This is a genomic window from Pseudomonas inefficax (assembly GCF_032164165.1).
Classification (GTDB): Bacteria; Pseudomonadota; Gammaproteobacteria; order Pseudomonadales; family Pseudomonadaceae; genus Aquipseudomonas; species Aquipseudomonas inefficax.
The window spans coordinates 1,806,667-1,832,761 of record NZ_CP134401.1; the positions used below are offsets into that span (position 1 = coordinate 1,806,667).

General features: G+C 60.0%; 23 protein-coding genes and 1 pseudogene. 13 read left to right on the forward strand and 11 right to left on the reverse strand.

Annotated features, from left to right (window positions below; genetic code table 11):
- The first annotated feature begins 48 nt into the window (after positions 1–48).
- The 8 genes from RIN61_RS08090 (at position 49) to RIN61_RS08125 (ending at position 9,016) form a co-directional block, all read left to right on the forward strand.
- Positions 49–3,324, forward strand: coding sequence for a type I restriction endonuclease subunit R (locus RIN61_RS08090; protein WP_313856609.1), 3,276 nt, complete (start codon positions 49–51; stop codon positions 3,322–3,324).
- Complete coding sequence (locus tag RIN61_RS08095; protein ID WP_313856612.1) at positions 3,321–4,109, forward strand: M48 family metallopeptidase; 789 nt, start codon at positions 3,321–3,323, stop codon at positions 4,107–4,109. The genes RIN61_RS08090 and RIN61_RS08095 overlap by 4 nt, the downstream gene beginning before the upstream one ends.
- Positions 4,110–4,489: 380 nt before the next feature.
- A complete protein-coding gene (locus tag RIN61_RS08100; RefSeq protein ID WP_028944561.1) occupies positions 4,490–5,425 on the forward strand; it encodes a restriction endonuclease in 936 nt (311 codons plus the stop codon).
- Positions 5,426–5,702: 277 nt separating this feature from the next.
- Positions 5,703–6,853 (forward strand): IS3 family transposase gene (locus RIN61_RS08105; RefSeq protein WP_087535084.1). Its coding sequence is split into 2 segments (ribosomal slippage): positions 5,703–5,937 and positions 5,937–6,853, totalling 1,152 coding nucleotides; the frame shifts between segments, so codons are not numbered across the junction.
- Between the two features lie 303 nt (positions 6,854–7,156).
- Positions 7,157–7,399: a hypothetical protein gene (locus tag RIN61_RS08110; protein WP_112253575.1), complete on the forward strand. Its 243-nt coding sequence runs from the start codon at positions 7,157–7,159 to the stop codon at positions 7,397–7,399.
- Between the two features lie 23 nt (positions 7,400–7,422).
- Positions 7,423–7,686: a DUF3077 domain-containing protein gene (locus tag RIN61_RS08115; RefSeq protein ID WP_112253576.1), complete on the forward strand. Its 264-nt coding sequence runs from the start codon at positions 7,423–7,425 to the stop codon at positions 7,684–7,686.
- Between the two features lie 583 nt (positions 7,687–8,269).
- A complete protein-coding gene (locus RIN61_RS08120) occupies positions 8,270–8,548 on the forward strand; it encodes a DUF2790 domain-containing protein (RefSeq protein WP_112253577.1) in 279 nt (92 codons plus the stop codon).
- 261 nt (positions 8,549–8,809) lie between these two features.
- A complete protein-coding gene (locus tag RIN61_RS08125; protein ID WP_112253578.1) occupies positions 8,810–9,016 on the forward strand; it encodes a co-regulatory protein PtrA N-terminal domain-containing protein in 207 nt (68 codons plus the stop codon).
- A gap of 136 nt (positions 9,017–9,152) precedes the next feature.
- Here the strand turns inward: RIN61_RS08125 and RIN61_RS08130 are convergent, their stop codons facing one another.
- Together RIN61_RS08130 and RIN61_RS08135 are read right to left on the reverse strand one after the other, a co-directional pair.
- Complete coding sequence (locus tag RIN61_RS08130; RefSeq protein ID WP_215520454.1) at positions 9,153–9,713, reverse strand: hypothetical protein; 561 nt, start codon at positions 9,711–9,713, stop codon at positions 9,153–9,155.
- 193 nt (positions 9,714–9,906) lie between these two features.
- Positions 9,907–10,179: a hypothetical protein gene (locus RIN61_RS08135; protein WP_112253580.1), complete on the reverse strand. Its 273-nt coding sequence runs from the start codon at positions 10,177–10,179 to the stop codon at positions 9,907–9,909.
- Between the two features lie 120 nt (positions 10,180–10,299).
- Between RIN61_RS08135 and RIN61_RS08140 the strand changes: the two genes are divergently transcribed.
- Positions 10,300–11,175, forward strand: a complete 876-nt coding sequence (locus tag RIN61_RS08140) for a BrxR family helix-turn-helix transcriptional regulator (protein ID WP_215520455.1) — start codon at positions 10,300–10,302, stop codon at positions 11,173–11,175.
- A gap of 67 nt (positions 11,176–11,242) precedes the next feature.
- Here RIN61_RS08140 and RIN61_RS08145 read toward each other — a convergent pair whose 3' ends face one another.
- On the reverse strand, positions 11,243–12,781 hold the full coding sequence (locus RIN61_RS08145) for an MFS transporter (protein ID WP_313856619.1): 1,539 nt from the start codon (positions 12,779–12,781) through the stop codon (positions 11,243–11,245).
- A 305-nt stretch (positions 12,782–13,086) separates the two neighbouring features.
- On the opposite strand from RIN61_RS08145, the gene RIN61_RS08150 reads away from it, so the two are divergent.
- Positions 13,087–13,956: a LysR family transcriptional regulator gene (locus RIN61_RS08150; RefSeq protein WP_207877249.1), complete on the forward strand. Its 870-nt coding sequence runs from the start codon at positions 13,087–13,089 to the stop codon at positions 13,954–13,956.
- Positions 13,957–13,963: 7 nt separating this feature from the next.
- On the opposite strand, the pseudogene RIN61_RS08155 reads toward RIN61_RS08150, so the two are convergent.
- The 4 genes and pseudogenes from RIN61_RS08155 to RIN61_RS08170 form a co-directional block, all read right to left on the reverse strand.
- Positions 13,964–15,009: pseudogene (locus tag RIN61_RS08155) on the reverse strand (PDDEXK nuclease domain-containing protein).
- A gap of 143 nt (positions 15,010–15,152) precedes the next feature.
- Entirely contained in the window at positions 15,153–16,544 is a 1,392-nt protein-coding gene (gabP, locus tag RIN61_RS08160; protein ID WP_112253584.1) for a GABA permease, read from the reverse strand.
- Between the two features lie 419 nt (positions 16,545–16,963).
- Complete coding sequence (gene gudD / locus RIN61_RS08165; RefSeq protein ID WP_112253585.1) at positions 16,964–18,310, reverse strand: glucarate dehydratase; 1,347 nt, start codon at positions 18,308–18,310, stop codon at positions 16,964–16,966.
- Between the two features lie 19 nt (positions 18,311–18,329).
- Complete coding sequence (locus tag RIN61_RS08170; protein ID WP_112253586.1) at positions 18,330–19,682, reverse strand: MFS transporter; 1,353 nt, start codon at positions 19,680–19,682, stop codon at positions 18,330–18,332.
- A gap of 261 nt (positions 19,683–19,943) precedes the next feature.
- On the opposite strand from RIN61_RS08170, the gene RIN61_RS08175 reads away from it, so the two are divergent.
- The gene (locus RIN61_RS08175; RefSeq protein WP_112253587.1) at positions 19,944–20,651 is read left to right on the forward strand and encodes a FadR/GntR family transcriptional regulator; all 708 of its coding nucleotides are present in this window, start codon (positions 19,944–19,946) and stop codon (positions 20,649–20,651) included.
- Positions 20,652–20,800: 149 nt separating this feature from the next.
- Here the strand turns inward: RIN61_RS08175 and RIN61_RS08180 are convergent, their stop codons facing one another.
- From RIN61_RS08180 to RIN61_RS08195, 4 genes are all read right to left on the reverse strand, one after another.
- Positions 20,801–21,811 (reverse strand): zinc-dependent alcohol dehydrogenase family protein, encoded by a 1,011-nt coding sequence (locus RIN61_RS08180; RefSeq protein WP_112253588.1) that lies wholly within the window; start codon positions 21,809–21,811, stop codon positions 20,801–20,803.
- A gap of 163 nt (positions 21,812–21,974) precedes the next feature.
- Positions 21,975–22,565 (reverse strand): HAD family hydrolase, encoded by a 591-nt coding sequence (locus RIN61_RS08185; protein WP_215520457.1) that lies wholly within the window; start codon positions 22,563–22,565, stop codon positions 21,975–21,977.
- The gene (tesB, locus tag RIN61_RS08190) at positions 22,562–23,431 is read right to left on the reverse strand and encodes an acyl-CoA thioesterase II (RefSeq protein WP_112253590.1); all 870 of its coding nucleotides are present in this window, start codon (positions 23,429–23,431) and stop codon (positions 22,562–22,564) included. The genes RIN61_RS08185 and tesB overlap by 4 nt, the downstream gene beginning before the upstream one ends.
- A gap of 94 nt (positions 23,432–23,525) precedes the next feature.
- On the reverse strand, positions 23,526–24,095 hold the full coding sequence (locus RIN61_RS08195) for a GNAT family N-acetyltransferase (protein WP_112253591.1): 570 nt from the start codon (positions 24,093–24,095) through the stop codon (positions 23,526–23,528).
- 178 nt (positions 24,096–24,273) lie between these two features.
- Between RIN61_RS08195 and pmrG the strand changes: the two genes are divergently transcribed.
- Together pmrG and RIN61_RS08205 are read left to right on the forward strand one after the other, a co-directional pair.
- A complete protein-coding gene (gene pmrG / locus RIN61_RS08200; protein WP_207877243.1) occupies positions 24,274–24,960 on the forward strand; it encodes a lipopolysaccharide core heptose(II)-phosphate phosphatase PmrG in 687 nt (228 codons plus the stop codon).
- Between the two features lie 173 nt (positions 24,961–25,133).
- On the forward strand, positions 25,134–26,048 hold the full coding sequence (locus RIN61_RS08205) for a histone deacetylase family protein (RefSeq protein WP_061303542.1): 915 nt from the start codon (positions 25,134–25,136) through the stop codon (positions 26,046–26,048).
- The last annotated feature ends 47 nt before the right edge of the window (positions 26,049–26,095 follow it).

Sequence of the window (26,095 nt, forward strand, 5' to 3'; positions counted from 1 at the left end):
GGTTGGTTTCCAGCTATAGCTGACGGGCGGCTTGGAGAGCTACAGCGGATGATTCAAACACCTAAATTCCAGGAAGAATATAGCGCAAAACTTCCGGCTCTGGCTCTTCTATGCAACCTCGGCTGGCAGTTCCTCTCGCCTGAGCAGGCACTGACAGCAAGGAGCGGCAAGAGCGACGAGGTAATCTTACGCGATGTACTCCGCGAGCAACTACAGAAGCGGCGTTTCTTGTTTGGCGGGAGTGAATATCCGCTATCGGCCAAGGCCATTGACAACCTGATTAGTGAAATGTGCAGCCCGGCGCTTAACGAAGGGCTACAGGCCGCTAATATGCGACTGTACAACCATTTGCTGTATGGCATTTCGGTGACGGATTTCGTGGATGGTAAAAAAGCCAACCCGACCGTGGCGTTAATCGACTGGAATAACCTAGCGAATAACAGCTTCATTTTCACCGAAGAGTTTCGCGTGCTGCGCAGCAACGGTGTGGAGTCGCGGAGGCCGGATATTGTTTGCTTCGTCAACGGCATTCCGCTGGCAGTGATCGAGGCCAAGCGCCCCGATAGCAATGCACAGAAAGGCCCGACCATCGAAGAAGGCGTTTCGCAGAGCTTGCGTAATCAGCGTCACGACGAAATCCCAAGGCTATTCGCCTACAGCCAATTGTTGCTGTCTATCAATGGTAGCGATGGTCGCTATGCCACATGCGGCACGCCTGCGAAATTCTGGGCAGCTTGGCGTGAGGAAGATATCGCCGCCGAGGAGTTGTATGCGCTGAAGAACCGCAAGCTGGGTGCCGCGCAGAAGGCCTCTATTTTCAGCCATCGCCCGCCCCGTGATCTAGAATGGTATGACACCTTGATCGCTGGCGGTGAACTAGCGCCGACCGGACAGGATCAGTTACTAATCAGTCTGCTTTCTCCTGCCCGGCTGCTGGAGATGACACGCTACTTCACCCTGTTCGATAAGAAGGCTGGCAAGATTGTTGCTCGTTATCAGCAAGTATTTGGCATCAAACGGCTGATCGACCGGATTACCCATAAACGCAAGGACGGTAGCCGCGAGGGTGGAGTGATCTGGCATACGACGGGTTCGGGCAAGTCATTCACCATGGTTTTTCTGAGCAAGGCGCTGATCCTGCACGACTCGCTCAAGCAGTGCCGCATTGTGGTGGTCACCGACCGGGTCGATCTGGAAAACCAGCTGAGCAAAACTTTCGCCTCGGGGGGAGAACTCTCGGGCAAAAGGGATCGCGATACCGCCATCGCTACTTCCGGCACGCGCTTGGCCGAGCAAATTGGCAAGGGGAATGAGCGCATCATTTTCTCGCTAATACAGAAGTTCAACAGCGCCACTAAACTGCCACAGTGTGTGAATACCAGTGCTGACATCATCGTGCTGATCGATGAAGGTCATCGCAGCCAAGGAGGTGAAAACCATATCCGCATGAAGCAGGCTCTACCCAATGCGGCTTTTGTGGCATTTACCGGCACACCGCTGCTCAAAAACGACAAGACTACAAATAAGTTTGGTCCCATCGTGCATGCCTACACTATGCAGCGTGCGGTGGAGGATCAGGCAGTGACGCCGTTGCTTTATGAAGAGCGCATCCCCGATCTAGATGTAAACGCGCGCGCCATCGACAGCTGGTTCGAGCGCATTACAGAAGGGCTGAGTGAGCAGCAGAAGGCCGACCTCAAACGCAAGTTCGCCAAGAAAGGCCAGATATACAGCGCTGATGACCGTATTCGTCTGATTGCTCTGGATATCGCCAACCATTTCGTGAAGAACATCGACGAGGGCCTCAAAGGCCAGCTGGCCTGTGACAGTAAAGCCTCAGCAATCAAGTACAAACAGTATCTGGATGAAACAGGGTTGTTCGAATCCGCAGTGGTGATGAGCCCACCGGATAGCCGTGAGGGTAACACCGACGTTGATGAAGCAGCCTCACCTGAGGTAACCCAATGGTGGAAGAAAAACGTTGGCAGCACTGATGAGCAAACCTACACCAAGCAGCTGATCGAGCGCTTCGACAAGGATGAATCGCTCAAGCTTTTGATCGTGGTGGACAAACTGCTGACGGGTTTTGATGAGCCGAAAAACACCGTGCTCTACATCGACAAGCCACTTAAAGAGCACAACCTGATCCAGGCGATTGCTCGGGTAAACCGCCTACATCCGCTAAAGAAATTCGGTCTGCTGATCGACTACAGAGGCATTCTTTCGGAGCTGGATACCACGATCCAGAAGTATCAGGATCTAGCTTCGCGCACCCAGGGCGGATATGACATCAATGACATCGCTGGGCTCTACAACCAGATGAGCAGTGAGTACAAACGGCTACCTCAGCTGCACAAAAACCTCTGGGCTATTTTCTCCGATGTGAAAAACAAAGGGGATATCGAGCAGTTGCGCCAGGTACTGGTGCCCAAGATGCAGGAGCGTGACGGCGAGTTGGTTGATGTAAATCTCAAGGTGCGCGATGACTTCTACGAGGCACTAACCGAGTTTGCCAGCTGCCTAAAAGTTGCTTTGCAGTCCGCGTCCTTCTTTGAAGACACCAGTTTCAGCGATGCCGACCGCATTCATTACAAGGAAACCCTCAAGCAGTTCTCCAGCCTGCGCCAACTGGCCAGACAGGATGCCGGCGAAACGGTGAACTATGACCAGTACGCCGAACAGGTGCGCAAGCTGCTGGATAAGCACGTGGTAGGCGTGGAGGTAAAAGACCCTGGCGGCGTTTACGAAGTCGGCAAGATGGGTCAACAGAAGCCCGAGCAGTGGAGTGAAGACAAGACGCGCAACGAAACCGACATCATCAAGACCCGTGTCAGCAAGATGATTGAGCAGGAGCTTCGTGACGATCCCTATGCTCAGGAAGCGTTCTCCAAACTGCTGCGCCAGGCCATCGAAGAGGCGGCAAAGCTATTTGATCATCCGCTCAAGCAGTACCTGCTATTCCACGAATTTGAGCAGCAGGTGCAGGCCCGTAAGCTTGATGAGCTGCCTGATGTTTTCGCGGGTAACCGGCATGCCCAGGCGTACTTCGGTATTTTCAAGAAAAGCCTTCCTGACGCCCTCACTTCAGCTGATGAGCAGGTACAAGAACACTGGGTAAAACTGGCTTTCAGCCTGGATGAAATGGTCATGACCTCCGTGGCCGAACATTCAATCAACCCACAGAACATCGAAAGCGACATCCGTAAGAAGCTGCTGCCGTTGCTCTTCAAGGAATGCAAAGCGGTGGGCGCTGGTATGGATCAGGCGAAGGCCATGGTTGAGTGGGTGGTGCAAATCACGCGAGTAGGCTTGTCCGGCTTATGAGTGTGCCCATCGTTATGAGTGCTCCTTCTGCCTCCGCAGTATCGAGCTGGCTGAGCTTTCACTATGCCGACGAGTTGATTGAGGTTGAGAGGGCGAGAAGGGCGCGAGAGGTTTCACGCATACTGATCAAGGTTGACCCCGACTGTCGCGTGCGCGTCAGTGCGCCGGATGGGGCTAGCGATGAACAGGTATTGGCCGCACTAAAGCGACGCGGCCGCTGGATCTATGAGCAGCTTCGTGAGTTTCGTACGCAGCTCACACACGTCCGCCCGAGGCAGTACATCAGCGGAGAAAGTCACTACTACCTAGGCAAGCAGTACGTGCTCAAGGTTATAGAAGCGCCTGATGAGCTACAGCAGGTGCGTCTGTTGCGAGGCAAGCTAGAGGTGTCTGTCCGGGTGAAGTCGGCAGAGAGGATTCGCGAACTCCTGCACACTTGGTACAAAGCGCGGGCCCGTGAGGTATTTGATCGACGTCTAGAAGATGCCTTGCAACAAGCACTTTGGGTTGCATCCAAGCCCCCACTGCGCATCTTAAGCATGCGGACACAGTGGGGCAGTTGTTCACCTGCGGGCCGTATCACGCTCAACCCCCACTTGGTTAAAGCATCCCGCGAGTGCATCGACTATGTGATCTTGCATGAGCTTTGTCACATCGCCGAACACAACCACAGCGAGCGGTTCTACCGGCTTATGCACCAGGTGATGCCGCAATGGGAAAAGACCAAAAAGCGGCTGGATGGTATGGCGGCTGTTTTGCTAAACGGCGCGGCTGACCGCCTTTGATTTGCGAGTAGCCGCTTCCAATGGGTTTGCCCAAGAAGGGACCAAGAACAGTCGCGACCTGCAAGGCGGAACATCCAGGCCTAAATACAACCGTCTCTCGAAATGGACTCCTGCGATGGCCAAAACCGCCTCACCTTGGTTAAGCTACCTCCGCTTAGGCATCCGCAGTGCGGGATATGCGCTTAGAGTGGACCAGCTGACTCAAAGTATCTTGGCCAAAGCCTTCCGCGGTGAATTGTCCCTCCCCAAGACCCGAACGACGAATTCGCCAGCGCTTTACTGGAAACGCAGCAAAACCCAGCGCACTGCTGCGCCCGAGGCCAAGCACAGGCGTCGAACTGCGACGCCGAGCTAAGCCTTTTATCAGGAAGAAGCGAACCATGCCTGTCCCGACCTACGACCAGTTCATCGAGCCCATCCTGCGCTTTCTCGCCGCCCACTCGGAGGGTGCCATCGCGGGCGAGGCACATGAAGCAGCTGCCTTGACACTTGGCCTGAGCGAGGCACAGCGGCAGGAGACCATTGCCAGCGGCCAGGCTACTTACAAGAACCGCTCCGGCTGGGCGCATGATCGGCTCAAGCGCGCTGGCTATTCCAGCAGCGCAAAGCGTGGCTACTGGCAGCTAACTGACACCGGCCGCGCATTCGCCCAAGCCAACCCTGCCCCGTTGAGCCCAGAGCAGATCGAGCATCTAGCAGTGAACTTCATGAGCGTAAAGCTGAAGACAGCGCCGGATGCCGCCTCGCTGGATGAAGGCAATGACGCTCCAGCGCCCATTACCAAGACTGATCTCGCAACTAGCAGCCCCCAGGAGCGCCTGAATCAAGCCATCCTAGAACTGCGCACCAGCGTCGCGGGCGATCTGCTGGACAGTCTGTTGCAAGCGAGCCCGACGCGCTTCGAGCACATCGTACTCGACGTCCTGCACAGCTTGGGCTACGGAGCGAACCGTCAGGCACTGCAGCAGGTCGGCGGTAGTGGTGACGGCGGAATCGACGGCGTGATCTCGCTCGACGCGCTGGGCCTGGAGAAAGTCTACGTGCAGGCCAAGCGCTGGCAGAACACAGTAGGCCGCCCCGATTTGCAGGCGTTCTATGGTGCCCTGGCAGGACAGAAAGCCAAACGCGGCGTATTCATAACTACCTCTGGCTTCACCGCCCAAGCAGTTGAGTTCGCGCTATCGGTCGAAGGGCTTGTACTGGTCGACGGTAAACGCTTGGTCAATCTGATGTTGGATCATGAGGTCGGAGTCAGCTCGCAGCTTTACAAGGTGCCAAGGCTCGACAGCGACTACTTTGATGAGTCGCTTGGCTGAGCTCAAAAATCACTGTCCATCGGAATCCACGCCACGCATCGTTCCAACTGGTATTCCAGGCAAGTTGAAAAACAATTATTCACTAGCCAAAACAGATAGATACCGACTGTTTTCAGATCACCCCGGCCCACCAAATCCCAAAGAAGAAGACGCCCTCGGGCGTCTTTTTTTGTGTCTGAATTTTGGGGTGTGCAAGCTCAGAAAATCAGATTTTTGAATCGCCCCTGGTTTCGTAGACACCTCCAAGCCTCATAATGAGGCCCAAATAGGAGGTGCCATGAGTCGTCAGCGTTACCCCGAAGAATTCAAGATCGAAGCGGTCAAGCAAGTGACCGAGAAAGGCAAACCTGTCGCCGATGTCGCCCAGCGCCTGGGCATGTCCGTGCACAGTCTTTACGCCTGGATCAAGGTCTACAGCAAGCCCCAAGAGCAGCGTCAGCAAGACGACGATCAGCAGGCCGAACTGCGCAAGCTACGCGCTGAACTCAAGCGCGTGACGGAAGAGCGAGACATCTTAAAAAAGGCCGCCGCGTACTTTGCCAAGGAGTGCGGCTGAAGTACGCCTTCATCAAGAAGCACTCGACTGATTACCCGGTGCGGCGCCTTTGCCAAACCCTCAAGGTGCACCCCAGCGGCTATTACGCCTGGCTGGCCGAGCCTCAATCTGCCCGAGCAAAAGAAGATCAACGTCTGCTTGGCTTGATCAAACACGCTTGGCTGGAAAGCGGAGGTGTATACGGCTACCGCAAAATTCACGATGACCTGCGTGAGCTGGGAGAGGAATGCGGCCGAAATCGAGTCAGGCGCTTGATGCAGGCGGAGGGGCTGCGTTCTCAAACGGGCTATCGGCGGCGTCCAGGGTTCTATGGTGGAAAACCAACAGTGGCCTCGCCCAACCACCTCGCGCGGCAGTTCAAGGTAAGTGAGCCGAACAAGGTCTGGGTGACAGATATCACTTACATCCGCACCTATGAAGGGTGGCTCTACCTCGCGGTAGTGCTGGATCTGTTCTCACGCCAAGTAATTGGTTGGTCAATGAAGCCAAGGATGTGCAGCGACCTGGCTATCGACGCGATGTTGATGGCTGTTTGGCGACGCAAGCCTCAGCAGCAAGTTATGATTCACTCAGATCAAGGCAGTCAGTTCAGTAGCTCGGATTGGAAAAGCTTTTTGAAGGCCAACAATGTAATCAGCAGCATGAGCCGGCGGGGAAACTGCCACGACAATGCCGTAGCCGAGAGCTTTTTCCAGCTTTTGAAGCGAGAGCGAATCCGACGAAAGATCTACACAACCCGTGAAGAAGCCCGAAGTGATATTTTCGATTACATCGAGATGTTCTATAACCCTAAACGCCGACACAGCAGTGCTATGCAGCTGTCTCCAGTAGAGTATGAGAAACGCTATTTCCTGAGCTTGGAGAGTGTCTAGAAAACCAGGGGCGATTCATTTGCCCCTTTCGTGTAGGGCGTTGCCCAAAGATACTCCCAGCGCCTGTTTTCCGTTGCGGTCGTTTTTTCAGAGTTTTAGTCTCGTCGGGTCGTTGCTCATCAACGGCATGACTTTGACAGGTCGCGACGGTAAACAACAAACGGCTCGTCGTTATGGCGGCTGTACGTGCGGGCACGCTTGCGTGCGCCGGAACTTGTTGTTTCCGCCGGTCTGTCAACCCGCGTACAGCTGCCACCCTTCTGTTTGACAGCAGAGGGTGACGGCCCTGAAATGGAAGCAATCATGTTGAAGATAGTACCCGACCCACCCCACCATCTCCTTTCCCTCGAAGACACCATCATGCTGGCCTCGGACTACGCGCTCTGTGCCGAAGCCGTAGCCCAGCAGGCAATGCTGATGCAGCCGCGATCGCCGGCGTCATTGTTGATCATGGCGTCGATGCACGAGCTTGAAGCCCTGCGCAAACTTCTCGAGTCAGCGCTGGCACACATACACAAGCCAGCGGACCCGCAGGCCGTGCACTGATTCACCACCAGGGAGATCGATCAATGACCACCGAAGACACTAAATGCACCGTCGGTAAAACCATCTTCTACCAGGGTGAAAACCAGACTCACCCGCTGTTCCGCATCGAGCCCGGCATCCCCTGCCAGAACGCCCGCGAGCAAGCTTCGGAACTGATGGGCTATGCCCGGGACCTGACCATCGACGGCCTGATGGAAGACAAGCCGAAACTGATTTGGGCCGCACATTACCTTTGCGCCTTAGGTAAAGCACTGCTGGATGACGCCGAGCTGGGCATGATGCGTTAGCCACCGTACCGTGGGTTGCGCTGTCGCGCGGAGCACCGAGCTCACAAAGAGTTTGCTCATTACCCTGTGGGAGCGGGTTTACCCGCGAAGAATCCAACGCGCTGCATGGCACCGGCTACGCCGGTGTTCGCGGCCACGGCCGCTCCCACAGGTACCGTGAAAACTCGAAGCCAGCGCAAGTACCTGTGGGAGCGGGCAAGCCCGCGAAGAAGGCAACGCGGTGCATGACATCAGTTGCGCGGGTGTCCGCGGGTAAACCCGCTCCCACAGGCCCCCGCCAAATCACTGAGTTATGTGCAGCCCCATGAAAACCCGGCTTGCCGGATGCCAAACTCGGCATGATGCGCTAAAGGCCGCACTGCCCACTCCCGTGCTCGGCCAACCTCAAAAACGGACTTGGACCAACAGATACGGGGGTCAAAAGACGAATGGTCAAAATGTGTCAGGCACGGGGAATTGCTGGGAGTTTTTTGCCACTACAGGCGTTTCAACCAAGCGCATTCGTCTTGGCGAAGTGAACTTCACTTTTCCGGCGTGTCAGATTAGGTCCTTGTCGAGCGAACTTCAGTAGAGGTACAGCCTTATGAGCATGGCCACAATTGTAAGTGCGGTGATTTCCAGTCTCGCACCAAGTGTCTTTGACCATAGCAACCTGCAAGACTCCGGCGCGCATGTTTCTGCTGTCGAATACCATTACGGTATGAACATCGATGTGAAACGGGTATTGCAACGCACCGATACATCAGCCAAGACCGGCGTTGTGCCGGTGACCGTTGTGTATGAAGACAGCAAGGGCGAAATTCATAAAATCCGCTTCCTCGAATGGGGTGGAAGCCCCGCAGCCCCTGCTAGCGTGGCCTGATCCGAGCAAAGTTAAAGTTACAAGCCTCGCCATATACGCAAGTCGAAATTCATGGGCACCCGGTGCAGATGATATTTCCGTTACCTGAAATGGACATGACCGAATGATCAACAGTCATTCGAGACAACCTCTATTGCCTTTTGCAGAGTACCAACACATATAAATAACCGAACTCCAGCCACCATCAACAACGGCAAACTCCAACCCAGCCGGGCTGAGTATCATGCTGAGCAGTTAAAAGTTTCAATTGAGGATACGCAAATGAAAAACATGAAAGTTCTCTTCGTTGCCGCCGCTCTTACCGCTTCTTCTTTGGCGATGGCCTCCGGCGGTGGTGATCGGACCTTCGCACGCATGGAGTCAGCCCGAAAGGCCTCGATGCAGGCCTTCCAACTGGCAGAGAAACAGAAAGCACAAGCCGCTGTAGCTGCAAGCAAAACCAAGCCGGTCAATGACGCCAAAGGCTGATCGGTATGGAACGTCCTCCACCTGGTCGGATCGCAGGCGCTTCCGGCCAACAGGTGCAGGTCAGAGTAGAAACGCCGACTGGTCCCTGCACTGCGGGAAGTTTCATGCTATTGACGCTTGAGTTGCGTCACAGCTTCTATGAAGCCGTAGTTTCCATGCTACCTGCCGTGCAGGCGACCACAAGCGCCACGATACAAGCCAGCAAAGCGAATGCCGTGAACACTGCCATAACATGCATGCATGGCATTACATGGTTCCAGGCTCGGGCCACCCCCAAAAAAGCGGCGAACAGCCAACCACTCATGGAGAAAGCCCCCAATAGTGCAAGGCGACCGCGGTCGGAACCTGGTAACAATACGAAAGGGGCTTTCTGCAACAACGGGAAGCCGATGCGATGTAACAGACCACCGTTCAACGTCAGCAGCGCGACAACCGCAACCTTGGCCCAGAGTTTCTGGTTGAGCAAATACGCCGCGCCTTCGAGAAGATACCCCTGAAGTATCAACAGCAGACCACTGCCCCAAAGAGCCAGTAACGCGAGGGTGGCAATTTTCCTGGTTTCTTCCAGGTACTCATGCTTTGCCTGATCCAACGCTTCCTTGCGCCAACTCCAAAGCTTGTGATCGGCAAGCAAGACCCTACCGAGGGCAATACAGGTGGCGAGCAGATGAACATACACGAGGAGCATTTTCAGCATTCTTTTTTGACCTTCTTTTTATATGGACAGTGCTCTCCTTGCGTCCTGGAGTACAAATCTTAATGATACTGATTGGCACCTGCAACATAAAGTTGCAAAACACTTGACCAATATCTTGACGGATCGGTCTACTTTTTATAGGCATCTCAGCTACCCAGGTCATTAGTGCAACCTTTGATCCGTTCCAGTGTGTTCATGCCTCCCCTTTCCACACTTCCGCAGAGACCCGGTTCTGCAAAAGCACCAGCTTGTTTTGCAGCTGCGCGATGTGCGCTTTGTCGGCACGCTGTGCCGAGCGTAGCTCCCTATTTTCCATCTCCCATATCCGCGCCCAACGCGCGTCCTGGCGGCAGGCGAGAACCAGGTGCCAGATTTCTCGCAACCTCAGGTACTGCACCAGGAGCACCACCAAGATTACCCCGATCAACACCAACGCCCCTGTCGAAACCGCTTCAGACATAGTCATGTCCACTTCCTTTCGTGACTTCAATTCATTTCGAATGACAGAATCACGATATGTAGTGTTTGACGACAGGTCTAGAATGTAGACTTATACAGGTAAAGTAATCGCGCACATGGAGAGGGTATGAAACGCAAGCAATCCATCGAGCAGGTACGCTGGGACCTGGCACTTCGCTATCGTTTGATCGAGACCGTTGCCTGGTGGGAAGGCCGGCTGACCACGGGCCACCTGATGCAGAGCTTTGGCATCAGCCGCCAGCAGGCGTCGAAGGACATCAATACCTACATCAGCGAACATGCGCCCAAAAACTTGACATATGACAAGCAGCTCAAGGGCTATGTACCAGGCAAGCACTTCAAACCGCTGTTCATCGATGACAGCGCCAGCGCCTACCTGCACCTGCTTTACCAGAACAATGAGCGAGCTCCGCACATCGATGGGCTGGCACTGGCCTATGCGCATACCCGGGTGCTGGAGGTGCCAGACCGGCCTATACGCCCGGAGGTGCTGCGCCCCTTGCTCAAGGCCTGCCGTGAAGGCCTGCGCCTGGAAACCGAATACGTGTCCTTCAACACCCCTAAGGTCGAGGTACGCCTTATCGCTCCGCACACGCTGGTCTACACCGGCATGCGCTGGCACGTGCGGGCTTACTGCGAAAAGAACGGCCAGTATCGCGATTTCGTGCTCAGCCGCCTGCGCGGGCAGCCAGACCTGCTCGACCAATCGCCGAACACGCGCGAGCAGGATGAAGACTGGAATGTCGAGGTGCCCGTGATCTTCGAACCTGACGGGCGATTGAACGCGGCGCAGAAGGCAATCATCGAAACCGACTTCGGCATGACGCAGGGGCAATTGGTGGTACCCAGCCGCAGGGCACTGGTGAAGTACGTGTTGCAGCGTTACCAGATCGACCACCGCAACCTGGCAGTACTGCCCGAGGCGCAGCAGCTGGTGGTGAGCAACCTCAAGGAACTGAAGCCATGGCTGTTGAATGACTGATCGTCGAATGCCGCGACCAGGGGCTTGATGCCCCCAGTCACTGCATAGTGCTGCTCCTGCGCACGCGTCATGATTGCCCTTCAGCGAGCAAAGCCTCCGGCATGGCTGGCAGCGGTCGGCTCAGCAATACGCCGACCAGCATCGCGAACAGCAGCGCCGCCACACCAGCGACCTGCAACACGGCTTCGAAGCCCCCGATGAACGCTTGGCGGGCCAAGGGTGCCACCGTTTCCCGCAACCCGGGCTCAAATAACGCCAATGCCGCCTGCAAATCACCAGCGGCAACCCGCGCAGCCATTGCCGCAACCTGGCACGATTGCCCAGGCGCCACGGCAGCCACGGAGTCATGCAGCAACTGCTCACTACGTGCAGCCAGCACACCACCCAGCCCAGCGATGGCCAGCACGATCGCCCCGAACCGCGTGGTTGTACTCAACCCCGAAGCCATGCCGGTACGCTCACGCGGTACGCAAGCCATGATGTTCTTCTGCGTATCGCCATTCAGCAGCCCGGCGCCAGCACCCAGCACCAGGCTGGCCAGGGCGAACGCACCGTAACCGCCCCGCTGCGTGGCCCAGGCACATAGCAGGTTACCCACCCCGACCAATACCAGGCCAAGTGCGAACACCTGCGCCGGGCTCAAGTGCGCAGCCAGGCGCATGCCCAGGCGTGGCGTCAGCAGCATGGCCACGGCAAACGGCAGCATGCCAGCTCCTGCGGCCAAGGCCGGCAATTGCAGGCCGTTCTGCAGATACAGCGGCAGCAGGGTCATCATCACCTGGGCGCAGGCTGCGTAGGCGAACATGCCCAGCAAGGCGCCGACGAAACGCCCGCTACGCATCAGCCGCAGGTCGATCATCGGTCGTTCCTGGCTGCGCTCGACCATGACGAACAGGCCGAACAGGAAGGCGCTGATCACCAGCCGCCCCAAGGTTTGCGCACTGCCCCAGCCTACCTGGTTGGCATCGATCATCGCCCAGATCAGGTAACCCAGGCTGCCGGCGAAAGTCAGGCTGCCCCATGGGTCGAGCCGGGCCGCAGCGCTGTCACGGGACTCTTCGACACTGTGCAGCACCATCACTGCGAGCACTGCCACCAGCGGCAGGTTGATGTAGAAGATCCAGCGCCAGCCAAGGGTGCTGGCTATCAGCCCGCCCAGCAACGGCGCAAAGGTAATGGTGGCGCCCATGCAGGCGCCCCAGAAGGCCCAGGCGCGCATGCGTTCCTGGGGCTGGTGAAAGCGGTTGCCGATCGCGGCCAGGGCCGAGGTCAGCAGCAACGCCGCACCAACGCCCTTGGCGGCCCTGGCCAAGTCGAGGAACAGCAGGCTTGGCGCCGCGCCACAGGCCAGCGAGGCGACGCCGAACAGGGCCAGGCCGAGCAGCAGCATGCGCCGCCGGCCGAAGCGGTCGGCCAGGCTGCCGGCAGGCAGCAGGCAGGCGGCGAAGGCCAGCAGGTAGGCGCTGACCACCCATTCGATATCGGCGAACGAGCCGGACAGGTCGCGGGCGATGCTGGGCAGGCTGACCGCGACGATGTTGGTGTCGAGGATGATCAGGGCGCAGACCAAGGAAGCGGTGAGCAGGGTGAAACGCGCAGAGGGCATGGTGAGGCTCCGGAAGCTGAGCTGGTTGGCTTGGAGAGTGCCGTTTAGCTGCAATATCGCCGGGGCTGCTTTGCAGCCCATCGCAGGCATGCCAGCTCCCACAAGTACGGCATCGCTTTCGAAGGTTGTGCTGCACCTGTGGGGGCTGGCTTGCCTGCGATGGGCCGCGAAGTGGTCCCCTGCAATCCCCAGGCAGCCTTTGCCGCCAAGCCACCAGCCTTGTAGTGTTGGCTTCACCATAACGCCGCCGACCCCGAGCTTTGTTAGCCCCGGCGACCCGCGTCATTACCCTGCAGGTAACACCCATGGAAATCCGCCATTTCCGCTACTTCCTCTGCGTCGCCCGCCACGGTCACTTCACCCGCGCCGCCGAGCAACTGGGCATTGCCCCACCCACCCTCAGCCGGCAGATCCAGGATATGGAGCGCGAACTGGGCGTACGCCTGTTCGAGCGCAACCAGCGCGAGGTCAACCTCACCGCCGCCGGCCAGGCCCTGTTTATCGAGGCCGAACATGCCGTGCGCCAGTTCGATGCTGCACAACTGGGCGCGCAACGGGCCGCCCGTGGCGAAAGCGGGCGTATCGAACTCGGCTATGTGGCCTCGGCCGCGTACTCGGGCATGCTCCAGCAGCAGGTCAGCCGCTACAGCGAAACCTGCCCCGGCGTGCGCCTGAACATTCGCGAACTGCCGATGGCCGAACTGCCCGGCATGGTCCGCGATGGCCTGCTCGACCTTGCCTATGTGCGCTCGCCGATGGATCTGCCGGAAGAACTCGAAACCATCGCCTTGCACCAGGAAGGTTTCGTCCTCGCCCTGCCCGCCAGCTCGCGAATCAATGAAGTGCCACAGATACCGGCCTCGCGCCTGGCCAATGAAACCTTCATCCTGCCCGAACAGATCTCCGGCACGCTGGAGGTGGCCGCACAAGGTGGTTTCGTCCCGAGGCTCGGCCCCCAGCCAGGTAGCCTGGTGGCGGTGATCACCCTGGTGTCACTCGGCCAAGGCATCGCAGTGGTACCAGAGTCGGTGGTGCAACGCATCAGCCTGCCGCAGGTGAACTACCGGCGGATTATCGACTGCCAGGCCAGCTCGTGGCTTAGCCTGATCCACCGGCGCTTCGAGAAAGCGCCGGCAGTGATGCGTTATGTGGAAAGCGTGAAGTGCGGCATTTGATGGGTGCTCATGCGCCCTGTTCCTCAGCAGCGCCCAAGGCATAGAACTCATGCAGCTTGGCTTGCAGCAGTGCCTTGTCCGGCAAGCGCGTTTGATACTCCGCAATCAGCGCTGGAGACAAACTGCGATTAAGTGCGTACTCGACCACCTCGTCGTCCCTGCTGGCACATAGCAACACGCCGATGGCAGGGTTTTCATGAGGCTTACGCTCATTGCGATCCAGCGCCTCAAGATAAAAATCGAGCTTGCCCAGGTACTCGGGCTCGAAGCGACCAACCTTCAGTTCGATCGCTACCAGGCAGTTGAGACCACGGTGGAAGAACAGCAAGTCCAGTGCGAAATCCCGGCCGCCAACCTGAAGTGGATATTGAGAGCCGACGAAGCAGAAATCCCGGCCCAGTTCGCTCAGGAACTCTTTTAGCCGGTCTATCAATGCGCCATGCAGGTCTGCTTCGGCATGGTCCCTAGGCAGGCCGAGGAACTCGACCATGTAGGCATCTCGGAAAACCTCCATGGCTGCCGGGTACTCCTGCCGCAGTGCTGCCGAAGCCCTCGCTGGGCTTGCGACGCTGCGCTCAAAAAGCGAGGCCTTGAATTGCCTTTCCAATTCTCGGCTTGACCACTTTTCCTGTACTGCCATGCGCAGGTAGAACTCGCGCTCCTGGGGAAGCTTGCTCTGGCTGAGGATCGTCAAATTATGAGTCCACGGCAATTGTCTCAGCAGTGCTGAGACTTTCTCATCGTGGCGATACGCCTCATAGAATTGACGCATACGAAACAGGTTAGGCCTGGTAAAACCACGTAGGCCCGGCTGCGTCTGAGCAAGGTGAGCAGCCAGCTGGCTTACCACCGAATCCCCCCCATTCAGCCCTCTCCAGCTTTCGACCAATGTAGGCTCCCACCTGCCAGTACAAATCGATCAACTGAGTATTGACCGCCTGCGCCACCCCGCTGCCTGGCGCCTTGAATCAACGCCAGCACTTCCTCAAAACGGTCATCCTTTACCAAAGGAAGGGCCGGCGGCGCTTGTGGGTCTTGTTGTTCAGCGCTCATGCATCGACTCCCTTTATGAATTCGAAAGGGAGTCTACGCCCGGTGAGTCGCCGTTCGAGCGTCAACAACACCGAACAAGTGTTTCAAAAAAACAAAGGGCACCATCCACTGGTGCCCTTTGCCCTACCGCCAGGTGAACTCAATCACCCCATCGAACGCACCCCCACCGGTTGCGCGTTGCCCCGCGTGGTCACGATCCCCAGGAAGGAAATCACGATCGCCAGGCCCAATGTCGAACTCACTTCTGCCCGGTGTTCAGGCGTGTACATCATTACCGCCAATGCCCCGCCAATGAAAAGAATCACCGCCCAGGTCAGGTACGGGAACAGCCACATGCGGAACTTCAGCTCGGTGTTTTCCCGCTCCAGGCGGCGGCGCATGCGCAGCTGCGAAATGGCGATGACCATGTACACCAGCAAGGCAATGGCGCCGGAGCTGGCCAGCAGGAACTCGAACACGCCCTTCGGCGCGAAGTAGTTGAGGATGGCAATGGCCGCGCCGATCAGAGTGCTGCCGAACACCGCAGCACGCGGTACACCCACCTTGGAGGTCTTGTTGAGCATGGCCGGCGCATCACCGCGCTTGGCCAGCGAGTACATCATCCGCGAGGCGATGTAGATCGACGAGTTCATGCAGCTGGTCACTGCCACCAGCACCACCAGGTCGACCATGAAGGCAGCGTTGGGGATGTTCATGATCTCCAGCGCACGCTGGTAAGAGCCCACCACCGCCAGCTGCGGGTCGTTCCACGGCACCACCGAAATGATCACGAAGATCGACAGGATGTAGAAGGTGCTGATGCGCCAGATCACCGAGCGAGTGGCCTTGGCGATGTTGCGCGACGGGTCGCTGGATTCGGAAGCTGCGATGGTCACCGCTTCGGTGCCGATGAAGCTGAACATCACGGTGATGAACGCACCGACCACGGCCGACCAGCCCTTCGGCGCGAAGCCGCCGTGCTCGGCCATCAGGCCGCTCAGGCCGCTGACCTCGCGGTTGGGCAGCCAGCCCATCAGCGCGGCGAAGCCCAGGCCGATGAAGCCGAGAATGGCCGTGACCTTGAGGATGGCGAACCAGAACTCGAACTCACCGTACTTGGCCACGCTGAACAGGTTGGTACCGGCCAACAGCAGCACCGAAGCCAAGGCGAATATCCAGCTGTCCACCTGCGGGAACCAGGCATTCAGAACATGCCCGGCGGCCAGTGCTTCGATCGGGATTACCAGTACCCAGAACCACCAGTACAACCAGCCGATGGTGTAGCCGGCCCAGCGGCCGATGGCCTGCTCGGCGTAGGTGGAAAACGATCCGGTGTCCGGGTGTGCCACGGCCATTTCGCCGAGCATGCGCATGACCAGTACCACCAAGGTCCCGGCCACGAAATAGGAAATTATGGTAGCTGGCCCGGCTGCCGCGATGGCGTGGCCAGAGCCGACGAAAAGTCCGGCGCCGATGATGCCGGCGATGGACAGCATCGTTACATGACGTGGCTTGAAACCTTGTGCAAGGTTGCCATCAGATCCCACGGTGTTCATTGATGTTGTTCTCTTTTTGCTGACACAAGGATGGACGGGCAGGCGTAGGCGAAAATATCTCCTTTGAAATCAATAAGTCGACAGGTTGCTCGCGCTCTGTTGTTGATATTTGGCACGCGTCACAGAGCAACGTGTCAGTGCAGGTCGGGCTTCATTTAAGCCCCCCAGGGCTGCGGGAAATTACACGAGAACGCCCCGGAACTGTTCGATCACGACAGGGCGTTTCCATTAACGCCGGATGTCGCGAATGGCATGCCCGATCGCGCCACCGGGCCGTCTGGAGCTTTTGTTTTTCATTTGGGTGTGCTGTGGCTGTACTGGCCCTTTCGCGGGCTCGCCCGCTCCCACAGGTACTCCACACCCCTCAAACCTGTGGTGCACCTGTGGGAGCGGGCAAGCCCGCGAAGAGGCCAGCAGTCTTAACGCACCAGGCAAGGCCGCTTGTTATCGAAGCTCCACCCCGGAACCAGGAACTGCATCGCCACGCTGTCGTCCCGCGCGCCCAACCCCATGTTGCGGTAGCACTCATGGGCCTTGGCCAATTGGTCTTCATCCAGTTCCACCCCCAGCCCCGGCCGTGCCGGCACGTGCACATGCCCGTCGACGATGCGCAGCGGTTCGCGGGTCAGGCGCTGGCCGTCCTGCCAGATCCAGTGGGTGTCGATCGCAGTGATTTCACCCGGTGCCGCAGCTGCTACCTGGGTGAACATCGCCAGCGAGATATCGAAGTGGTTGTTGGAATGCGAGCCCCAGGTCAGCCCCCAGTCGTTGCACATCTGCGCCACCCGGACCGAACCCTGCAGTGTCCAGAAGTGCGGGTCGGCCAGCGGAATGTCCACCGACTGCAGCTGGATCGCATGGCCCATCTGCCGCCAGTCGGTGGCGATCATGTTGGTGGCGGTGGGCAGGCCGGTGGCGCGACGGAACTCGGCCATCACCTCACGGCCCGAGTAGCCGTTCTCGGCACCGCATGGGTCTTCGGCGTAGGCCAGCACATCGTGCTTGTCGCGGCACAGGGCAATGGCCTCCTTCAATGACCAGGCACCATTCGGGTCGAGGGTGATGCGTGCTTCGGGGAAACGTTCGGCCAGTGCCGTTACCGCTTCCATCTCCTCCTCGCCGCGCAACACCCCGCCCTTGAGCTTGAAGTCGCTGAAGCCATAGCGCGCCTTGGCGGCCTCGGCCAGGCGCACCACCGCGTCCGCGGTCAGGGCCTTTTCGTGGCGCAGGCGGAACCAGTCGTCCTCGGCATCGGCTTCGTTGCGGTAGGCCAGGTCGGTCTGCTGGCGGTCGCCGATGTAGAACAGGTAACCGAGCATCTTCACCGCTTCGCGCTGCTGCCCTTCGCCCAGCAGTGCGGCCATCGGCACATCCAGATGCTGGCCGAGCAGGTCGAGCAGCGCCGACTCGATGGCCGTCACCGCATGCACGGTGATGCGCAGGTCGAAGGTCTGCAGGCCACGACCAGCCGAATCACGGTTGGCGAAGGTCTGGCGCATGGCATTGAGCACGCGCTGGTAATGGCCGATCGGCTGGCCGATCACCAGGCTGCGGGCGTCTTCCAGGGTCTGGCGGATCTTCTCGCCGCCGGGCACCTCGCCCAGCCCGGTCTTGCCGGCACTGTCGCGCAGCACCACCACGTTGCGGGTAAAGAACGGGCCATGGGCACCACTGAGATTTAGCAGCATGCTGTCGTGCCCGGCGACGGGGATCACGCGCAGGTCGGTGACCACGGGGGTGCTGGTGTGAAGGGTCTGCATGTTCATGGTTGTTGTCTCGCGGTCATCAATGGCTCTGACCCAGGGCCGAGGGGGCCTTGAGGTCATCGGAAGGGACGCCCTTTGGGCGAGTGCGTACGAAGAAGATGGCAATGGCCGCCAGCACCGAGGTCACCGCCAGGCCGTACAGGCCGCCCTGGATCGAGCCGGTCTGCTGCTCCAGCAGGCCGAAGGTGGTTGGGGCGACGAAGCCGCCGAGGTTGCCGACCGAGTTGATCAACGCGATCACCGCAGCGGCGATGCGGGCATCCAGGTAGCCCTGCGGGATCGGCCAGAACAGTGACGACGCCGACTTGAAACCGATGGCCGCGAAGCACACCGCGACAAAGGCGAAAACAGGCCCACCCGTGGTGGACATGAACATGCCGATGGCTGCGATTACCAGCGCACCTGCCACCCAGGCCTGCTGGAACTTCCAGCGCGCCGAACCGGCGGCGAAGGCATACATGGCCAGAATCGAAATCAGCCACGGGATTGAGTTGAAGAAGCCGACCTGCAGGTCGCTCAGGTCACCCATGCGCTTGATGATGCTCGGCAGCCAGAACGTGGCGGCATAGATGGTCAGCTGAATGCAGAAGTAGATCAGGCAGAACAGCAGGATCTGGCGGTCCTTGAGCAGGCTCCAGGCCGATGGCCTGACCGCGCCGACCGCTTCGCGCTCAAGCTGCTCGCGATCGATGGCGGCCACCAGTGCATCCTGCTCGGCCTGACTCAGCCACTTGGCGTCCTGCGGCCTGGAGTCGAGCCAGAAGAACACGAAGAAGCACAGCGTCACCGAGGCCATGCCTTCGATGAACAGCATCCACTGCCAGCCATGCAGGCCCAGGCCTTGAATCTGCATAAGTGCACCGGCCAACGGCCCGGAAATCAGCGACGCCAATGCCGAACCACTGAGGAAGATGGCAATCGCCTTGCCACGCTCGGCGGCCGGCAGCCAGCGGGTGAAGTAGTAGATCACCCCGGGGAAGAAGCCCGCTTCGGCAACGCCCAGCAGAAAGCGCAGCACGTAGAACTGGGTTTCGTTCTGCACGAAGGCCATGGCCGTGGCCACCAGCCCCCAGGTGAACATGATGCGGGTCAGCCACAGCCGTGCACCGACCTTCTGCAGCAGCATGTTCGAGGGCACCTCGAACAACGCGTAGCCGATGAAGAACAGGCCGGCGCCAAAGCCATAGGCCGCCGCGCTGATGCCCAGGTCGCTTTCCAGATGCGGGCGGACGAAGCCGATGTTGACGCGGTCCAGGTAGTTGACGATGAACATGATGACGAACAGCGGCAGGACGTGGCGCTTGACCTTGGCCACAGCACTGGCCAGGGCGTCGCCTTCATTTCGGGCAGACGGAGCGAGGGTATCGTTCACTTGCGGATCTCCCACTAATTGTTTTTGTGCGGGTCGAGGTTGTCTGACATGGCAGTGGGGAGGAGCATATGCGCAGCTTAGTTGTACGACAAGATGAGCAAGATCGGCAAAATCGCAAAATACAAGCTACTACAATGCCTATATGCTCATATCTTGCAAAAACCTACAGGCTACTGGTGGGCTTGAGCGTCAGAAAAATCGGCAAAAAATATTTTCATCGATTAACTTGTCGTACAAGCACAACAACAATCGGACCCCGCCATGGCCATCGAACAAGCTCACAAACGCGGCCACAGCCGCGCCCATGACCTGGTCTCCAGCCTGACGCAACAGATCCTGCTGGGTACCTTCAAGCCAGGCGACAAGTTGCCCTCGGAGAACAGCCTGGTGCGCGAGCATGGGGTCAGCCGCACCGTGGTTCGCGAGGCCTTGTCCAAACTGCAGGCCTCGGGGCTGGTTGAGCCACGCCACGGTATCGGTACGTTCGTGATGGAGCGCCAGGCCCAGGCCGGCCTGCGCATCGCGGCGGAAAGCGCAGCCAATGTGCGCGACCTGCTGGAACTGCGCATCGGCCTGGAAGGCCAGGCCGCCGCCCTGGCCGCGCTACGCCGTGACGAGGGGCACTTGGCGCGCATGCGTCAGGCGCTGGATGACTACCAGGACCTGGCCGCCGCTGGTGACAGCTGTATCGAGGCCGACCGGCGCTTTCACCTACTGATTGCCGAGGCCACTGGCAACCTGTACTTCACTGAAATGCTGTTGCAGCTGGGCAACGGCCTGATCCCGCGCAATCGCATGGCCCTGGCCGAACGCAGCGGGGCGAAGCTGGCGCGGCAGGCATACCTGGCCAACCTCGAGCATGAGGCGATCCTCAATGCCATCCGCCGGCGGGACCCGGACGCGGCGCGGGCGGCGGTGTGCCTGCACCTGTCCAATAGCCGCGACCGACTACTGCCCGAACAGGCCTGACACGATCCCCTGTAGGAGCGGCCTTGTGTCGCGAAGGGCTGCACAGCAGCCCCAGGATTTCAGCGATGATGCAAAAATTGCTGGGGCCGCTTCGCAGCCCTTTCGCGACACAAGGCCGCTCCTACAAAGAGAACCGCGTCGGGCCCTGGTTACCAGGTCAGGCAGATCTTGCCGAAATGCCGGTTGCTCTCCTGATAACGGAATGCGTCGACGATCTGCTCCAGCTCGAAATGCTTGTCCACCACTGGCCGCAGGCCGTTGGCATCGATTGCCCGCACCATCGCCTGTTGCTGGGCGCGGCTGCCAACCAGCACGCCCTGCAGACGAATCTGCCGTACCAGCGCCTGCACCAGCGGCAACTGCCCGGCCACGCCGGTGAGGATACCGATCAACGACACATGTCCACCAATGCGCGCGGCAATCATCGATTGCTCCAGCGTCGCCGGGCCACCTACTTCGATCACATGGTCGACACCGCGGTTGCCAGTCAGCTCGCGCACTTTCTCACCCCAGGCCGCGGTGCTCTTGTAGTTGATCAGGTGATCGGCACCCAAGGCCTTCAGGCGCTCCAGTTTGGCGTCGCTGGAAGAGGTGGCGATCACCGTCGCGCCGGCCAGCTTGGCAAACTGCAGCGCGAAGATCGACACACCGCCAGTGCCCTGCACCAGCACCGTATCGCCAGGCTTGAGGTGGTCGTCGCTCATCAACGCACGCCAGGCCGTGAGACCGGCCGTGGTCAGCGTGGCAGCTTCAGCATGGCTGAAGCCCTTGGGCGCCAGGGTGAAGGCAGTGGCGCGAGCGGTGACCTGTTCACGGGCGTAACCATCGATACCGTCGCCGGGCACCCTGGCAAAGCCTTCCACATTGGCCTGGCCGTCGAGCCAGTCGGGGAAGAAGGTACTGACCACATTGTCGCCAACCTGGAACTCGGTGACGCCGCTACCCACCGCGACCACCTCGCCTGCGCCATCGGCCATGGGGATGCGCCGCTCGCTCGGGCCCCACATGCCGCTGACAACGGCGAAATCGTGGTAGTTGAGAGAGCTGGCATGCAGGCGCACGGTGATCTCGCCGGCCTGGGGTGCAGAGGCTTCGCAGGTGCCGACCTCGACCTTGTCGTAGCCGCCGCCGGGTTGTACGTAGATGGCCTTGCTGGTCATGGGTGGGTCTCCGTTCATGAATAGATTGGGGTTCAGCATAGACAGGTCCGGCCTCTTCGCGGGTGAACCCGCTCCCACAGGTTAAGTGCTGGACTTGAGCTCGGTGCGGTTCCTGTGGGAGCGGGTTTACCCGCGAAGAGGCGCGCACAGGCGACACAAAAACTCAGCCCAGCATTACCTTCAGTGCCCGGCAATCGGCCGCATGCCAATCCACCAGCTCCGGCCACGGATTGTCCGGCAGGTTCACCAGCACCGTGCGCGCCCCCGCAGCCCGCCCACAGTCAAGGTCAAACCGGTAATCCCCCACCATCACCAGCTCACCTGGCGCCACCCCCCAGGCATTGGCAATTTTCAGCAGCCCATCCGGGCTTGGTTTGGGCGCCGCTTCGTCACGCCCGAGAATGTGTTCCACCGCAAAGCAGTCCGCCAGGCCGATGGCCTCCAGCGTCACATGCGCCAGCTCGCGGGCATTGCGGGTCAAAATGCCCAGCCGGCAACCACGCTCGGCCAGTTCGCGCACCAGCTCCACCGCCCCGGCGGCCGCTGTGGAGGCAATTGCCAGATCACGCTCATGCTCCAGCAGCCAGGCATGCTTGGCCGCCGCTTCGTCCGCTGGCAAGGCTGCCAGGTGGGTGAGGATGTCGTGCTCGGCCGGGATATCCAGCGCCACCCGGATAGCGGCAAAATCGTGCACGGCCACGGTCAGGGTGCCGTCCATGTCGAACACCCAGTTGCGCAGCTCGCCCAGGCTCATGCCCAGTCCTTGCGGTGGCGAATCAGGCCTTCCTGGCACGACGACGCCACCAGTTGCCCGGCCTGATTGAAGATGCTGCCGCGGCAGAAGCCGCGGGCATTGCCTGCCCAAGGGCTGTCGGTGGCGTACAGCAGCCACTCATCGGCACGCAGGTTGCCATGGAACCACAGCGAATGGTCGAGGCTGGCGATCTGCATGTCACGCTGCCACACCGATTTGCCATGGGGCAGCAACGCAGTGGTCAGCAGGCCGAAGTCCGAGGCGTAGGCCAGCATGTATTTGTGCAGGGCGGGGATATCGGGCAGGTTGCCGTCGGCGCGGAACCAGGCGTACTTCACCGGGTCGCCAGGCTTGGGGTTGAACGGGTCGCGCTCGGTGACCGGGCGTATCTCGATCGGCTTGGCGCACAGCACCTTGTCGCGAATGCGCTCGGGCAACTGGTCGGCCATGGCCCGGGCCAGCTCGACTTCAGTTGGCAGGTTCTCCGGGCCGACCACCTCGGGCATCTGCGCCTGGTGCCCGAAACCTTCCTCGTCATACTGGAACGAGGCGCTGCAGGTGAAGATCGGCTGGCCCTTCTGAATCGCGGTCACCCGCCGGGTGCTGAAGCTGCCGCCATCGCGCACGCGGTCCACCGAATACACCACCGGCAGGCTGGCATCGCCAGGGCGCAGGAAGTAGCCGTGCAACGAATGCACATGGCGTGCATCCTCGACCGTCTGGCTGGCCGCCGACAACGATTGGCCCAGTACCTGCCCGCCGTACAGCTGGCGGAAGCCCAGGTCCTGGCTGCGTCCACGGAACAGGTTCTCCTCGATGGACTCGAGGCTCAACAGGTCGACCAGGTCGTCCAACACATGACTCATCGGGGTTCTCCTAGCAAGGCAACACATTTCTACAGCACACTTGTGAAGGCAAATGATACAGGGTTTGTCATAGGCGCCGGGCATGGCCATGCATTCAGGCGCGCAGGGTACGCTCCCAGTGAGCGCGGTCGATGCGGTACAGCACATGCGGGCGCAGCGGATGGCCCACAGGCAGGCGGGGGTGTTCGAAACTGCCATTCAGGTCCTGCTGCATACCGATGGCCTGCATGACCTTCTGCGACGGCAGGTTGCTCTCGCTGGTGAACGACACCACCTCGTCCAGGCGCAATTGGGCGAAAGCACAGCGCAGGCAGGTCCACGCCGCCTCGCTGGCGAAACCCAGGCCCCAGTGACGGCGTGCCAGGCGCCAGCCGATCTCCACCGCCGGCGTGAAATCGGCATCGAACCCCACGTGCAGCAACCCGGTCATGCCGATGAAGGCACCGCTGTCCTTGCGCTCCAGGGCCCACAAACCAAAGCCGTACTCATTGAAATGCCCGCGCACACGGCCGATCAGCGCGGCTGCCTCCAGGCGTGTCAGCGGTGCCGGGAAGTAGCGCATCACCTGCGGGTCGGCACACAGGGCGGCGAACTCGCGCAGGTCGTCGTCGTGCCATTGGCGCAGAACCAGCCGCGCGCTTTCCAGTTGCAGGATTGGGGTCATGGGGCGTGCTCCGGTTTTACCGCCTTGCAGTTTACAGCGTAGGCGCGGGTGCGGGTTTCACCCAGCCGGCGCGCCCGAATGCAATTTTCACACGCCCTTCACCGCCCCCCGACAGGCCAGTTGGCAGGATGCCAGCAACACCGTCGCGCCAGCCGCGATCACGCCAACGGAGCAACACATGTTATCGAGCAACACCTTGGGGCACCCTGCCATCCACGCCCGGCGCAAGCGACGCATGACCCGCAAAGCCCTCGGTGCCGCCCTTGGCCTGTGCATGGTCGTGGCGGCGTTGAGCACCTGGCTGGCGACGAGGACGCACATCGTGGAGCTTGGCAACGATCGACAATTGAGTGACAGCGGCCTGCTGCAGGACTGGGCCGAAGGTGCGGTGATCGTGATGATCCGCCACGCCGAGCGCTGCGACAGCGCCCCCGGCCCGTGCCTGGACGACCCCACCGGCATCACCGTGGCCGGCAGCCAGGCTGCCGGGCGCGTTGGCCAGGGGTTGCACCGGTTGGGCCTGGACAACGCCGACATGCTCAGCAGCCCGAAACTGCGCACACGGCAAACCGCGCATTTCATCCTTGGCCAGGCGGTGGCCAGTGGGGACTGGCTGGAAAGCTGTGACAGCCAGTTCGCCAGTGAAGCGCTGGCACACAAACGACCGGGACATAACCTGGTGCTGGTGACCCACAACGGCTGCATCGACCATTTTGCCCGCCAGCAGAAAGTTGCGGGGGGCGAGCGTGAGAGCGGCTATGCCAGTGCGCTGTTCGTTTCGGTGGATGGCAATGGCAAGGCGCGCATCCTCGGTCGCCTGAACGAGCCGGACTGGCAACGGGTGCTGGCCAGTACCACGAAATAACGCCCCCTCGCGGCAAACACGCCCTGTAGGAGCGGCCTTGCGCAGCCCTTTCGCGACGCAAGGCCGCTCCTACAAAGGCCGGCGCTGGCCAGGAGATTGATGCCAGGCAGGTTCTCCCACAGCAGTCTCCAGCCATGGCAAGATCAGCACTGGCCCCGATTGCGACCCCACCCATGCCGTTGCCGCTGATCTACCACGAAGACTACAGCCCGGAGTTCCCCGCCGAACACCGCTTCCCCATGGACAAGTTCCGCCTGCTGCACGACCACTTGATCGACAGCGGGCTCACCACCGACCAGGCCCTGCTGCGCCCGGACATATGCCCCAACGACATCCTTGCCCTGGCCCACGACCGCAGCTACATCGAGCGCTACATGAATGGCGACCTGTCGCGCGAGGACCAGCGCCGGCTCGGCCTGCCCTGGAGCGAGGCCCTGGCCCGGCGTACCGTGCGCGCCGTAGGCGGCTCGCTGCTGAGCGCCGAGATGGCGCTGCAGCACGGCATTGCCTGCCACCTTGCCGGCGGCACCCACCACGCCCATTACGACCACCCTGCCGGCTTTTGCATCTTCAACGACCTGGCCGTGATCAGCCACTACCTGCTGGAGGCTGGCCGGGTACACCGGGTGCTGATCTTCGACTGCGATGTGCATCAGGGTGACGGCACCGCGCGCATACTGCACGACACGCCAGACGCCATCACCGTGTCGCTGCATTGCGAACAGAACTTCCCGGCGCGCAAGGCACAAAGCGATTGGGACATCCCCCTGCCCCGCGGTATGGGCGACATGGCCTACCTGAAGGTGGTGGACGACGCCCTCAACTACCTGCTGCCCCTCTATCGACCGGACCTGGTGCTGTATGACGCCGGGGTCGATGTGCACAAGGATGACGCCCTGGGCTATCTGCAACTGACCGATGCAGGCGTTGCCGCCCGTGACGAAGCGGTGCTGCGCCACTGCCTGGGCCGCGACATCCCGGTGGTGGGTGTGATTGGCGGTGGCTACAGCAAGGACCGCGCAGCGCTGGCCAGGCGCCATGGCATCCTTCATCACAGCGCGGCGCGCGTCATCGGTTGTTCACAATGACTGTGGAACCGCTTGTGGATAACCTGCGGGAAAGGCGCTGCAGCCCT